General features: G+C 32.9%; 11 protein-coding genes. 2 read left to right on the top strand and 9 right to left on the bottom strand.

Features of this window, described 5'->3' with window-relative positions; all coding sequences use genetic code 11:
- Positions 1–9: 9 nt before the first annotated feature.
- Positions 10–489: a hypothetical protein gene (locus ACODH8_RS11485; protein ID WP_332465051.1), complete on the top strand. Its 480-nt coding sequence runs from the start codon at positions 10–12 to the stop codon at positions 487–489.
- Positions 490–537: 48 nt separating this feature from the next.
- On the opposite strand, the gene ACODH8_RS11480 is transcribed toward ACODH8_RS11485, so the two are convergent.
- The 4 genes from ACODH8_RS11480 to ACODH8_RS11465 are packed head-to-tail and all read right to left on the bottom strand — an operon-like array spanning position 538 to position 5,357.
- Positions 538–1,389, bottom strand: coding sequence for an ROK family protein (locus ACODH8_RS11480; protein WP_332465050.1), 852 nt, complete (start codon positions 1,387–1,389; stop codon positions 538–540).
- 17 nt (positions 1,390–1,406) lie between these two features.
- Positions 1,407–3,173 (bottom strand): L-fucose isomerase, encoded by a 1,767-nt coding sequence (locus tag ACODH8_RS11475; RefSeq protein ID WP_332465049.1) that lies wholly within the window; start codon positions 3,171–3,173, stop codon positions 1,407–1,409.
- An 18-nt stretch (positions 3,174–3,191) separates the two neighbouring features.
- Positions 3,192–4,658: a rhamnulokinase family protein gene (locus ACODH8_RS11470; protein ID WP_332465048.1), complete on the bottom strand. Its 1,467-nt coding sequence runs from the start codon at positions 4,656–4,658 to the stop codon at positions 3,192–3,194.
- A 12-nt stretch (positions 4,659–4,670) separates the two neighbouring features.
- Positions 4,671–5,357 (bottom strand): class II aldolase/adducin family protein, encoded by a 687-nt coding sequence (locus ACODH8_RS11465; protein WP_332465047.1) that lies wholly within the window; start codon positions 5,355–5,357, stop codon positions 4,671–4,673.
- 68 nt (positions 5,358–5,425) lie between these two features.
- Between ACODH8_RS11465 and ACODH8_RS11460 the strand changes: the two genes are divergently transcribed.
- Positions 5,426–6,178 (top strand): DeoR/GlpR family DNA-binding transcription regulator, encoded by a 753-nt coding sequence (locus ACODH8_RS11460; protein ID WP_332465046.1) that lies wholly within the window; start codon positions 5,426–5,428, stop codon positions 6,176–6,178.
- Between the two features lie 63 nt (positions 6,179–6,241).
- Here the strand turns inward: ACODH8_RS11460 and ACODH8_RS11455 are convergent, their stop codons facing one another.
- The 5 genes from ACODH8_RS11455 to ACODH8_RS11435 form a co-directional block, all read right to left on the bottom strand.
- Positions 6,242–8,242, bottom strand: a complete 2,001-nt coding sequence (locus ACODH8_RS11455; RefSeq protein ID WP_332465045.1) for an alpha-amylase family protein — start codon at positions 8,240–8,242, stop codon at positions 6,242–6,244.
- A 29-nt stretch (positions 8,243–8,271) separates the two neighbouring features.
- Complete coding sequence (locus ACODH8_RS11450; protein WP_332465044.1) at positions 8,272–10,266, bottom strand: alpha-amylase family protein; 1,995 nt, start codon at positions 10,264–10,266, stop codon at positions 8,272–8,274.
- Between the two features lie 4 nt (positions 10,267–10,270).
- On the bottom strand, positions 10,271–11,092 hold the full coding sequence (locus ACODH8_RS11445; protein ID WP_332465043.1) for a carbohydrate ABC transporter permease: 822 nt from the start codon (positions 11,090–11,092) through the stop codon (positions 10,271–10,273).
- The gene (locus ACODH8_RS11440) at positions 11,085–12,008 is read right to left on the bottom strand and encodes a sugar ABC transporter permease (protein WP_332465042.1); all 924 of its coding nucleotides are present in this window, start codon (positions 12,006–12,008) and stop codon (positions 11,085–11,087) included. The genes ACODH8_RS11445 and ACODH8_RS11440 overlap by 8 nt, the downstream gene beginning before the upstream one ends.
- A 112-nt stretch (positions 12,009–12,120) precedes the next feature.
- Complete coding sequence (locus tag ACODH8_RS11435) at positions 12,121–13,443, bottom strand: ABC transporter substrate-binding protein (protein ID WP_332465041.1); 1,323 nt, start codon at positions 13,441–13,443, stop codon at positions 12,121–12,123.
- Positions 13,444–13,624: the final 181 nt, after the last annotated feature.

The following is a 13,624-nucleotide window of genomic DNA, read 5'->3' as shown; positions in this document are numbered from 1 at the left end:
GTTAACGCGATGAAGAAAAAAATACTTATTATTTCCGGTATCCTTATTTTTACCATTATTACTATCAGTCTTTTTTCTCCTTTTAAAAAGTCACTGCAAACCGATACTTTAAAAATTACTGGGAAATTTAAAGACGAGAAAACTGCTAAAGAATTATTAGCTTGCCTTGAAAAGAATATCAATGCTGCTAATAACAAAGACATGGACACTTACTTGGAAACATTAACTCCTGAAAAAAGAGAAGATACCAAAAAAGAAATGACTTCTTTTTTTAAAGAGTATGATATTCAAACAGAACTTTTAACTTTTGACATAAAAAAACAAGATGACGACCATGCTTTAGTTCAAGCACAACAAAAATCAATTAACCACGGAGACAATAAGTATCGAAATCATATTGCTGAAGCCAATCACACCTTTGTCAAAATAGATGGTAATTGGTACATCGACCAATCCGTTATGAGTAATACTAAATTTATCAAAAAATAAAGACGTTAGGAATGACCGATTCAGATCATTCCTAACGTCTTTTTATATTTATTCAATCATCGAAGCGCCTATTAAATTAGCATCATTGCCGTATTCACAAACACGTAACTCTGGTACTAATGGGGAGCGTTGACCAAAACTCATCACTTCTTTTAACTTTAAATGAATTTCTTCAACTAAATTAGGATGTTTCGATATCCCACCACCAATAATAATCACTTCTGGATCAAGGATATACTGAAGATTATAAATACCTAGTGCATTAAACAAATACAAGTCATTAACTGCCTGTTTCGCTATCTCATTTCCTGAAGTAGCTAAAGCAAAGACTTCTTCTCCCGTTAATTCTTCACCTAACTCTTTTGAAACTTTTCTTGCCATGTGAACTGCAGAACCTAATACTGCCCACTCCTGTCTACCATCTACAAGCATCATACCAAATTCTCCAGCAAAATCATGAGCGCCTTTTTTAATCTGACGGTCATAAATTACGGTGCCGCCAATCCCAGTTCCAATAACTAAAAACAACATATCTTTGAACTGTTTCCCCGCACCAAAATGTAATTCAGCTAAGGCTGCACAATTAGCATCATTCTCAAAATAGATAGGTTTAGCAAATACTTTTTCTAAAATGGCAATGAATTCAACTTCGTGTAAATAGTGAAGAGAGCTAGCTCCATCAATTCGTCCTGTTTCATTGTTAGGGACACCTGGAACACTGATATTGATGGAGACAATTTTATGCCATTCTTTTTGATAGTCTAATACCATTGTTTCAAAAATACTCACCATCTCAGTCCATGTCTTTGGTGAAGAAACTTGCGTGATATCACTAAGGACACCCTCTTCACATAAAGTATGTTTAATGCTTGTTCCACCAATATCAATTACTAATTTCATCGTTTACTCCTTAATGTCTATTTATAGATTGGTCCAAATGTTTGACATGCTCGGTAATCAGAGCCTTCTAAATCTTCTGTTCCAAATAATGACCATGCTTTCGGTCTAAAGATACGATCCTCTGAAATATTATGCATATTAACAGGAATTCTTAACATTGACGCTAAAGTAATTAAATCATCCCCCATATGTCCATAAGAAATCGCTCCATGATTGGCTCCCCAATTATTCATTACTGAGTATACATCCTTAAATGATCCTTTACCAGTTAAGATTGGAGCAAACCAAGTTGTTGGCCATGTTGGGTCTGTTCGGTCATCTAATGTACGATGAACTGAATCAGGTAACTCAACTGAATAACCTTCTACAATTTGTAATACTGGTCCTAATCCTTTAACGTAATTAATACGAGACATCGTTAATGGCATTCCTTCTTTTGATGTATAATTCGCTGAGAAGCCACCACCTCTAAAGTACTCTTTAGAAGCTGGTCTAAATTGTGTATTTTCTAAAATAGCCTGTTTATCAGCTTCTGTTAACTCCCAGAAGTGCTTCATAATCGGTTGACCATTCTCATCTAAGGCTTGACCTGTTCCATCTAATGTTGAAGAGCCTGAGTTAATCAGATGAAGTAAACCGTCTTTAGCACGCCCTTCTAATTTATGTCCCGTCACGCGTTCAACAGAATCACTTGACCAAAATGTTCGAACATCAGCAAAAATTTGAGCACGGTTTGTTAATAAATAGTTCATTAACATAGAAACACCGTTTAAACTGTCATTTTCTGTTGCTAACATAATTGGCTCTCTTGAACCATTCCAGTCAAAAGTTGAATTAAGAATAGTTTCCATAAAGTCACCATTAGGGAAATGATCTGTCCATTGACGTTGACCTTGGAAGCCTGCAACAAGAGCTTGATGACCACACGCTTCTTCTTTAAAACCTAGTTCAGCTAAACGAGGGTTCCCTTGCATTAAATCACGACCAATTAAAGTCATTTTTGTCACAAATTCCCACGTGTCATCCAATGTTTCTCTATCCCATTTAAGAGCTTCTGGATTATTATCCGCTCCCTCAATACAATTTTCTTTTACCCACGCTAAAGCTTTTTCATACTCTTCTTTGTCATAAATTTCTTCTTCAATACGTCTTGTAAATTCTGACATATCAATATATTCATTTCTCATTCCTAGATAATCCATAAAGAAATCATCTTTTACAACTGAACCTGCAATTCCCATTGAAACACTTCCCATTGATAGGTAAGCTTGATGTTTCATCATGGCAACACTTAAGCCTGATTTAGCAAATTTAAGAATTTTTTCTGATACATCATCAGGAATACTTTCATCTCCGCCGTCTTGAACATCTTTTCCGTAAATACCAAAAGCTGGAATTCCTTTTTGAGCAAAGCCTGCTAAAACAGCAGCTAAGTAAACAGCTCCTGGTCTTTCAGTCCCATTAAAGCCCCATATAGCATGAGGAATTGATTTATCAATGTCCATCGTCTCTGTTCCGTAACACCAACATGGCGTCACTGTAATAGTTAGACCCACATTATTTTTATTAAATAATTCTTTACAATCAGTAGCTTCCTTCACGCCTCCAATTGTTGATTCGGCAATAATGCACTCAACCGGCTCACCATTAGGATAAGTTAAACTATCCGATAAAAGTTTAGCAACTCCCTTAGCCATTTGCATTGTTTGATCTTCTAATGACTCTCTAACACCCATACGTCTGCCATCAATTGTTGGTCTAATCCCGATTTTTGGATAATTCATCTGTTAATCAACCTCTTCTCAAATTTTTATTTCTTTATTTAAAATATCGGCGTATCTCCAAAAATTATTTTCCCATTCATCTGTCTCCATCAAATCTGGATAATATTTTTGTATTTCTTGTGTTTTAGTTACTAATCTTCTTGCTTCAGATACTGACTCAATTTTATCTAAGGCCATAAATTGAGTTAATAGATTTCCTAGAGCAGTTGCTTCAACTGGCCCTGAGTAAAGAGTTACCTTGGAAGCATCAGCAATCATTTGGCAAAGTAAAGCTGATTGAGAACCACCACCAATAATATAAACAGAATCAAAATCTTTTCTCAGCGTATCAGTAATCTCTAAAAAAGTGTGACGATAACGATAGGTTAAACTTTCATAGACACATCGAACAATTTCACCATCAGTTCTAGGTACTTCTTGGTTTGTTTGTTTTGCAAAGATTTGAATTTTTTGGATCATATTTCCTGGTGTGCTAAACATGGCGTGCTCTGTATCAATTAGTGTTTTAAATTGTTCAGTTGGCTCTATTAACGCTTCAAAATCGCCATAATTATAATTTTTACCTAGTTCTTCGAATTCCTTTTTAACTTCTTGAATAATCCAAAGACCAGTTAAATTTTTTAAGAAACGGGTACTTTTATTAATACCACTCTCATTCGTTAGATTATAGCCATATGATTTATCTGTCATCACCGGTTCTTTTAGTTCTGTTCCAATTAATGACCATGTACCACATGAGATAAATAGGAATTCAGTGGTTGAGGGAATCGACACAACAGCACTTGCTGTATCATGACTACAGACATTAATGACTGGAATCTTCCCTAAGCCAAAATCTTCTTTTAAAAAGCCTACTTGGTGGCCTTCATCCACTAATTGAGGAAATAAGTGAACAGGAATATTATTTTCTTCCATTAATGAATAATGCCACTCTCTTTTTTTAGGATCATAGAGCTGAGTTGTAGACGCGATACTTCTTTCAGCGTATTTTTTGCCTGTTAGTAAGTAATTAAATAAATCTGGCATTAAAAGTAAACGATCTGCCTTATCTTTTAATTCTGAATCTAAAGATAAATCTGCAAGTATTTGGAAAAAAGTATTAATTCCCATAACTTGATTTCCCGTTTGCTCATAAAGAGATTTGAAGGTTTCTTTTCTTTCATTAAATATAGGAGCCATACGACTATCTCGATAATTTCTTGGTGAATGTAATAACTCACCTTCATGATTAAGTAAACCGTAATCCACGCCCCAAGTGTTAACTGCGATACTATCAATTTGATGGTCAGACACAGCTAATTGAATCCCTTCAATTACTTGTTGAAATAAAAACTCAATATCCCAAACTAAAAAACCATCTCTTTCCACCGGTCCATTATTAAATCGATGGATGACAGACATATTAAGGTTAACTCCGTCATATTCTCCTAGGATTACTCGACCATTTGAAGCTCCTAAATCGATTGCTAAGGACTTTGTCATCATAGTATCACCACTTTAACTGTATTTTTTGTATCCTGGATGTTTCCCAGTAATTTTATATTTACTTCTCATTGAAAGAAGCTCATCTAATTTTCCTTTTTCAATTTCTTTTTCAGGTTCACCGTTTCTAAGCATTCTTGCTGTAAAAATGGTTTTTGCACATAATTCTAAAGATTCCATACGATAATACGCTGTGTACAAGTCACTTCCCATACTTAAAGCTCCATGATTTTCTAACAATAAAACATCATGTTCTGGTAAAAATGGAACGATTGATGCTGGTACTTCTTCTGTTGAAGGTAAACCAAATGGTGCAATCGGAATTGATCCAATAACTAGTGAACTTTCAACTAAAGAATAGCTATCTAAAGGAATTTGAGCTAAAGCAAATCCTGTTGCTGTAGGTGGATGAGCGTGAACCACTGAAAAGACATCATCTCTTTCCTCATAAACTTTTAAATGCATTTTGATTTCACTTGAAGGTTTGTAAGCAGGATCTCCCTCTAACACATTTCCTTCTTTATCAATTACTAATAATTTATCTGTAGTAATAAAACTTTTACTAATACCTGTTGGTGTTGCGATAAATTTATTATCTTCTAACTTAACCGTTACATTACCATCATTGGCGGCTACCCAACCTAATTGCCACATCTTTGAACAGACATCACACACGTCTGCTTTAATTTTTTCAATAGACATTAATTCATCTCCTAAGACTTTATTTTAATTTTTTTTTTGCTACAATATGATTTAAGGGAGGGGTTATTTTGTTAACTGAACGTAAAAATAAAATTATGGATATTCTGTCTAAAAAGAAAACGATTTCTAATGAAGATTTATCCAAAGAACTTTTTTGTAGTATTTCTACACTACGCCGTGATTTGATTGAACTTGAAAGAGCTGGTGAAGTATCCAGATACCATGGTGGAGTCACAATTGTTGATGCCACTAATTCTGAATATAATTACCTTTCAAGAGAAAAATCAAATACGAAAGAAAAAAGTTATTTAACCTCACTAGCTGTCCCCTTTATCAACGAAGGTGATTCTCTATTTTTAGATTCTAGTAGCACTGTATTAGAGCTTTGTCAGTACCTTGAATCTTTTAACCATCTTATCGTTGTTACAAATGGGGTTAAAACAGCTTTAACTCTAAGCACGATTGATAATCTGAGTATTTATATTGCTGGTGGCGAAATAAAAAATAATTCATCCTCAGCAGTTGGTGAGTTAGCTAGTAATTTTTTAACTAACTTCCGAGCAGATATTTTATTTCTATCTTGTCGTGGTTTAGATGAAAATGGTGTTTACGAAGCAAGTCTTAGCCAAGCACTAATCAAACAAAAAATGATTAAAAATGCTAAAAAAGTCGTTCTTTGTGTTGATTCTTCCAAAATGAATTCACCACACTTCTTCAACCTTACTTCTTATGAAGATATTGATGTGATACTTACAAATGAAAAGCCTTCCAAAAAACTTTTGACTGCTTTTGATGAACATAACTGTGACGTTTATTATTAATTATCGTGAGGTTGACCTAGTAGGTCTCCCTCACGTTTTTTATTCAGTTAACTTTTATTCCTCTTAATTAAAAACAACTTTTAATACAATATGGCCTTCAATTTTTTCCAAATTCACAACTAAATAACCATTTTGAACGGTAAAATCTATTTTTTCTTTTGTCACATTATTCTCGACTTCTTTAACTAGCTTATCTCCAATGTAATATTTCAACTCAGTTTGATATAGAGGGATAATCTCATCTATTGTGTAAATATCTTCTGAATTTTTCTTCATCACATAGTTTAAGCCATGAATCATTGCCACATTCTTATCTTCAGATTGGTTAACAGTTGTTAAGAAGACTGTTGGTCCATTATGGATTAATAATTTTTCTGTTATTTCCTTTTCAAGAACGTCTTTAATGATTTCTTTTATCCATCTGGCTGCATTTTTACGATAAATTCTAAATAAAGGATGTGAGAAATAATAGATTCCTTTTTGCTTAACCCCTGCTGGAAAACCTGTTACTTGTTGAGATGGTGCATGTTGATGTGAACAGAACGTCTCTCCTTCACGGTTAAAATAACTTTTAACTGAATCAAGAATAACTTCAGATGTAGTTGATTCAACTTTCAATCCTTTTAGATACATAACAAATTCTTCTTTAGGTAAGTTTTTACCAATAACATCATTTGGTAAGATAAAGTCACGGTCATAATCAGCTTCACCAAGGTAATTAACACCATAAAAAGGTTGTTCTTTCAGGTCTTCTTTGATTAATGACTGATAAGTTCCTAAAACAGCGCCGCCTTTAGCTACAAAATCTTCAAGTTTTGCTACTAATTTATCAGAATGCTTAATCACGTCAGGCAAAATAATTACTTTATACTGACTAAAGTCCATTTGACTATCAATAATATCAAACTGATAGTTTAATTCTTGCAATAAACGGTTTGCTCCAATTAATGATGGATCGATTCTAAGTGAATGCTCTCCTGCTACCCACGTTTCTTCTGGTGTTAATAAACCAATCTCTGTTTGTGGCTTATTAGCAAAGAAGCTATCTTTTTCAATTAATTCAATTTCTTCGTAAACATCTCCAATTAAATCATAAGCAGCATCAGATAATTTACCATTTGGGTGAAGTTGATCGCCAATTGAGCAACCAGCACCTAATGCTAACATGTTAAAACATTCAAACTGCAGAGCTTCCTTATTTTTTAAAGAGTGGAAATCCCCCCAGTACGTATGGAATTTCCCAGTCATTCCAATCAGAGGTTTATTTAAATTTCGTGCATAACGTGCTGTAATTGGGAAATGATCATATCCCCATCCACCACTAGGTAAACTCTCTAATTCTAAATGAGAATAACTATCTAGATTTTCTTTATCCGCAAATCCAACGTGTGAACCATTGTAGAAAATTCCTGTTCTTGGAATTTTGTCCCAAATTAATGCAGAAATTTCATCTTTAAATTCGGCTAACATCACTTCTGAATATTTCAAACGATTCACATCAGAATCATTTGGAATACCATGTTTAGCCATTTCACTTTGACACTTATCACAATGACAGTTAACTTTAAATAAAATATCCATAAAGATACCATCAATATTTTCTGGTTTTACTGTTTCAATAATATCTAATAAGTGCTCTTTGAAATACTCACGGTACCCGCTATTCAAGCATAGCGTATAATAAAAATGTGGTTCTGGAACTCCTTGACTGTTCATCGGCTCTCCATTTTCATCAATTGCTAACCATTCTGGATGTTCTCTTGCTACTAAACCATCCCACTGAACCGTTGTGTATATTGGCACATCAATGCCAACTTCATGACAGGCTTCAATTTGCTCTAACAATAAATTTTTATTAGCAAGCTCTGGATGAATAAGCTCTGGATGATTTTTTGATGGATAATACAGCCAGCCATGATGACATCTCGCAAAACAAGTAATTGAATCTACATGCGCCTCTTTTAATCTTGTTGCAAATTCTTCCTTTTTAAAATCAATTCCAATATTTGGAATATGTTCACTGGTATGAAAATCTAAATGGACCTGTCTTTGTTTAATTGACATTCACTAACGCCTCTACTTTCTTACTTAATTTATTGGTAGTTAATTGATATAATCCTAAAACCATCAATTTTATCAATGGTAAAATGAAGTTTATTTCCCTCTATTTTATAAGGTATTTCTTGCTTATTACTTTCATCAATCACACTAAAACACACTTTCTTAGATAGATCTAACCTCTTTCGAAGCAAATCCAAATCTATCGAAACGTCTTGACTGAATAATGGTATCTTTTCTTCTATTGTCTCAACCTTTAAAGAACGTCTCTCTGGAATATAGTGAAGACAATTTACTATTATCCTTTGATGACCAGGCTGATGATTAACAATAAAATCTGCAGTACTAGGTAATGACGTAGAGAAAACACTTTCATTTCCTAATAGGCGTTTGATACTCTCAACAATAATTTTTTTATACATCACATTACCAATTTCTTTATATAAAAAGAATAAAGGGAACGTTGAATAAATCATAAAGTCATCTTCAATCAAAACAGGGTCTGTTGTTTTTTTATTCAATGGAGCTTGGTAATGTGAATAATAATGAGCGTAGGTTCTTTGATAAAAAGGTTGTCCTTCATAAGCTAAAACTTTTCCACCATTGTTAACTACTTTTAAGCTACTACTATGCATGATTATTTCATTGTGTTTAATATTATTCAATGTGTCATTTATGAAATACGAAGGATTATACTCATTTTCACCTTGATTTTGGCATATCCACCACTCTGGGAAGTTGTTATCTAATAAAAGACCTGCTTTATAGGTACAAAAAAGTTTTCCACCTTGCTTAACAAAATCATTTATTTTTTTATTAGTTTTCTCATCCATAATAAACTCATCAGCTAAAATCAAAAGACGATAGGAACTGAAATCACAATCCACATCAATAATATCGAATTGAAAATGAGATTCATTTAAGGCATTAACTGCTCCAGCTAAAGAAACCGTATATTCTTTAGGTTGTGCACTACACTCTGGATGTAAAATAGCTATCTCAGCCATTGAACTTATTCCATCAATTAAGGGTTCATATTTTTCTATTTGTTGATAAATTTTACCAATTCGTTTATATGTTTTCTGCTCTAGAGTTCCTGTTGGTTTCAACTGATCTCCTATAGAACAGCCTGCTCCATGGGCTAAACACAGCATAGTTTCATACTCTAAAGCAACTTCATTTTTAAGACTTCCAAAATCTGCCCATGATTGATGAAATTTTGCTGTCATACCAAGATAAGGTTTCCCTAGTGTTTTGGCATATCTAACCGTTATCGGAAAATGCTGATAACCCCAATAACCACTTGGTAAAGATTCAATTTCGATATGACTATAATTATCAATGTTTTTCTTAATTTTAGGTGTTACATTTCCCTCATTGAAAAACACAGTACACTCTTCGTTATAAGCTCTTACTGTTTCATAAATTTCTTTTTTAGTACGTTCTTGCGTTTTTTCAGCAAATAATAATACTTCTTCATTATTCTCTGGATTAATTCCTTCAAGGGACATTTTCTTAATACAGTTAGGACAAAAACATGGGTTTTGCCATAATATATCAAAAAATAAGCCATCCAATTTTGCTCCAACATGTAAAATGGTATCAATAATTTGTTCCTTTAAATAATCTAAGTAAAGTGAATTAAAACAAAGCATTTTCCAGCCTGGCGATAATTCTAGATTGGAGTCAAAGCCATATAAACTACCATCTTTATTTCGTTGAAGCCACTCTCTATGACTGTCAGCACTAAAAGAATCCCATCCAACTGTTAAATATATCGGTGCTTTTATACCAATTTCATGAACAGCATCTACTTGAGCCATTAGAAAATCACCAATCATTTGAGGATGTCTTGCTGGTAACTTAGTATCATAATAAATATGACCATGGTGACAGCGCCCTGTTAAAGTAATAGAATCCACATGAGCATCTAATAACTTTTGTTGAAAGTCCTTCTTATTAAAGTCTTTTCCTAATTCAAAAGGTAAACTTGGTGTATGAAAGTCAAGATGTATCTGTCTTTTTCTCATGTCATTATCCTTTCACAGCACCTGCCGCAATTCCATTTTCAATTTTTTCTTGGAATAAGATATAAATAACAAAAGGTACTGAAATCGTGATACTGATAGCTGCCATCAGCGGCCCATACTCAGATCCTCTTTCTCCGTTAAAGTTTAGTAATCCTAAGGAAATTGTTTTAAGTTTATTGTCATTAATGAATAGTAAGGGGAATAACACATCATTCCATGTACTTAAGAAGTTAAAAATACCTACAGTTGACATTGCTGGTCCACACATTGGTAAAATAACTTTTAAATAAATTTGAAAATATGAGGCACCATCGATAATTGCAGCTTCTTCAATTTCTTTAGAAATAGTACTCATAAAGTTAGTTAAAACTGCTGTTGTAAATGGTAAAGCAAATGCTACATATAATAATACAAGCGCAAACATATTATTTTTCAAATTAAACATTCCGATTATATACGAAACAGGAACAATAATAGTATGCATTGGAATCATCATTCCAATTAAAAAGAAAAGAGATAAAAATTTATTAAATTTAAAGTTCATACGAGATAAAACAAAAGATAACATCGAACCAATAAATAAAATCAAAGAAACTGACACGACTGATAAAACTAAACTGTTTATCATATAACGAGACATATTAGCTGATTCCCATGCTACTTTATAGTTCTCAACTTTCCAAATTTCAGGCAAACTAAATGGTGATGTAAAAATCTCTGTATTATTTTTAAAAGATGAAATAATTGTAAATAACATTGGTCCTATAAAAACAAATGTCATTATAATTAAAAATGTATAAGTTAAAATTTTACCCGACTTAGTCATTAGCAGATCTCCTCTTTTCAATGAATTTTGGAATAAAAGTTCCAAGGAACGTTGCTACAAGTGTCATAACCAATAGTATAATTCCGATTGCACTACCTACACCATAGTTATCGTATTTAAACGCTTGATCGTAAACTAATGTGGTTGGTAAATTGGTTAAACCATTTGGTCCTCCACCTGTCATAACAAATACCAAATCGAAAATCTTAACAGTTCCAATAATATCTAAAACAATACATAAAATAATCGTTGGTTTTAACATAGGAATTGTAATTTTAAAGAAGCTTTGAATAGGTGTTGCACCATCGATTGTTGCTGCTTCATACATCTCTTCTGGAATCCCTTTTAAACCAGCTAGTAAAATAACCATATAATAACCAATACCAGCCCAAATATTAACGAAAATAACCGTTGGCATTGCCGTTTTAGGATTAATTAGCCAACCTGTTACTAAATCCGACAGACCCATTACTTCTAATAAACTATTAAATGATCCATTTGGCATAAAGATGAAGTACCACAACAAACCAACTGCTGTTAAAGGAAAAATAGTTGGAACAAAATAAATAATTTTGAAAAATCTTTTTCCTTTTATTTTAGTATTTAAAAAGACAGCCAATACTAAAGCAATAGGCGTATGGCATAACACACTAAAAAACACCATCTTAACAAGGTTACTTACAGATGTTGTAAATAATTTATCTGAAAATGTTCTTGTAAAGTTTTTAAAGCCAACAAATTCCATAGGCGACCCTTGAATACCATTCCATGTATGAAACGAAAAATAAAAGGCCATTCCAATTGGAATAATTAAAAAGATGGAATAAATAATAATTGCGGGTATTGTCATGGCTCCTAATTGAACCTTATCTTTCATTGTTAAAAAAGATTTTTTCTTTTTTGCTTTTTCTGCCATTCTTTGTTTTCCTCCCATTCCCTTATCTTCTTTATCTGATTAATAGTAAAAAGAAGATGAAGAGAAGAATTACTCATTCTTTTTCTAAACTCCTCATCTTCTTTTATATTAATTATTTAGCGTTATTATCAATTTCATTTTGAATTGTTTCTGCTGCTTCTTCTGGTGAACCACCTTGAAGAATTCCTACTAACGCATTTCTTGTTACGTCTTGCATCGATTGAACTGGGTCATAATCAAAAACGTCTACCGCAATCCCTGTTGATGTTTTTGCTAACTCAGAATTTTTTAAGAATAACTTAGTTGCTTTTTCTGGGTCAACTTCATAATCTGTTCTTGGGAAAATTTGATTTGCTTCGTCTGCATATTTTTTAGCAATTTCTGCGTTACTTAAACGTTTTGCCAATTCTAATGTTAACTCTTTTTCACGTCCTTCTAAATCACCACGGATTTGTAACGGACTAATAACTTGCATGTCTTCATCTTTGAATTTTTCTTTTCCTTCAAAATAAGGGAATTTAGCAAAATCAATTGTGTCACCTAATTTAGTTTTTTCTTCATTGTAAAAATGAGGAATATTCCATGGACCTGTGATTACCATTGCTGATTCACCGTTAAAGAATGATGTTAAAGCAATTTGGTCATCAATCCCTACAGCATTTTCATCAAAGGCTTTCATATCAGTTAATTTTTTAACTACATCTAATGTCTCTACAACATCTTTATCTGTCCATTTAGCTTTACGATCACCTAAGTCTTTTGCTTTCTGAGTTCCTAACATTCTATAGAAAATTAAGTTATGTAAATGACCTGCCGTATAGTTTGCTTTAGCTCCTAAAGCAATTGGTGTTACATCAATTTTATTTAACTTAGCAATAGCATCTTCAAATTCTGTCCAAGTTTCTGGAAATTTTGGAATACCTGCTTTCTCGAATAATTCTTTGTTGTAATAAATACCAATTAAACCAGACTCAATTGGAATACCATATGTTCCTTCATAACCTGGTACATTGTAGTAGCTTAATGCTCCTTCAACGAAACCATCGCCCCATTCTTTATCTTCTTTAAAGGCTTCATCCATGTTCATGATTAAATTATTATCAATATACTCGCCTAAGTTTGCCACACCTTGAACACGGTAGATATTTGGTAAATCATTAGAAGCTCTACTTGTTTTTAAAATATTGTTAAAAGCACCTTCATCTCCTTGAGAATCATCTACAATTTCAACCTCAGGGTAATCTTTAGCAAATTGATCCAAAGTTTCCTTATACACTAAAACTTGTGGAGAAGTTCCTGTCATTCTTGTTAACAAACGAATGGTAATTTTTCCATCTTCTTTTTTATCTGCTCCTTCTTTCTTACCACACGATGCAACAACGAATAAACTAGCAACTAACACCATACCTAATAATAACTTGACACTCTTCTTCATACTTTCCCTCCTAAATGTTATCGCTTTCATTCCGATGACAGAATTATCGCATATATTTTTTGAGTAGTATATACTTTGTCATTTTATTGAATTTTTTACAGATTTTAATCATAAAAAAAATCAAAAAAATTAATATTGTTTAAATTTGTTCATCTAAAAAAAGAAAAGAGATAAAAAGGTA

It is taken from the genome of Vagococcus fluvialis (genome assembly GCF_048815235.1).
Lineage (GTDB): Bacteria > Bacillota > Bacilli > Lactobacillales > Vagococcaceae > Vagococcus.
The sequence above is the reverse complement of the archived record's forward strand: the minus strand, read 5'-3'. Positions and strand labels throughout refer to the sequence as shown.

What these genes read in the sequence shown, in the direction of transcription:
- ACODH8_RS11485 (WP_332465051.1), top strand. Translation starts at nt 10, where the DNA reads ATGAAGAAAAAAATACTTATTATTTCCGGTATCCTTATTTTTACCATT.
- ACODH8_RS11480 (WP_332465050.1), bottom strand. Translation starts at nt 1,389, where the DNA reads ATGAAATTAGTAATTGATATTGGTGGAACAAGCATTAAACATACTTTA.
- ACODH8_RS11475 (WP_332465049.1), bottom strand. Translation starts at nt 3,173, where the DNA reads ATGAATTATCCAAAAATCGGGATTAGACCAACAATTGATGGCAGACGT.
- ACODH8_RS11470 (WP_332465048.1), bottom strand. Translation starts at nt 4,658, where the DNA reads ATGATGACAAAGTCCTTAGCAATCGATTTAGGAGCTTCAAATGGTCGA.
- ACODH8_RS11465 (WP_332465047.1), bottom strand. Translation starts at nt 5,357, where the DNA reads ATGTCTATTGAAAAAATTAAAGCAGACGTGTGTGATGTCTGTTCAAAG.
- ACODH8_RS11455 (WP_332465045.1), bottom strand. Translation starts at nt 8,242, where the DNA reads ATGTCAATTAAACAAAGACAGGTCCATTTAGATTTTCATACCAGTGAA.
- ACODH8_RS11450 (WP_332465044.1), bottom strand. Translation starts at nt 10,266, where the DNA reads ATGAGAAAAAGACAGATACATCTTGACTTTCATACACCAAGTTTACCT.
- ACODH8_RS11445 (WP_332465043.1), bottom strand. Translation starts at nt 11,092, where the DNA reads ATGACTAAGTCGGGTAAAATTTTAACTTATACATTTTTAATTATAATG.
- ACODH8_RS11440 (WP_332465042.1), bottom strand. Translation starts at nt 12,008, where the DNA reads ATGGCAGAAAAAGCAAAAAAGAAAAAATCTTTTTTAACAATGAAAGAT.
- ACODH8_RS11435 (WP_332465041.1), bottom strand. Translation starts at nt 13,443, where the DNA reads ATGAAGAAGAGTGTCAAGTTATTATTAGGTATGGTGTTAGTTGCTAGT.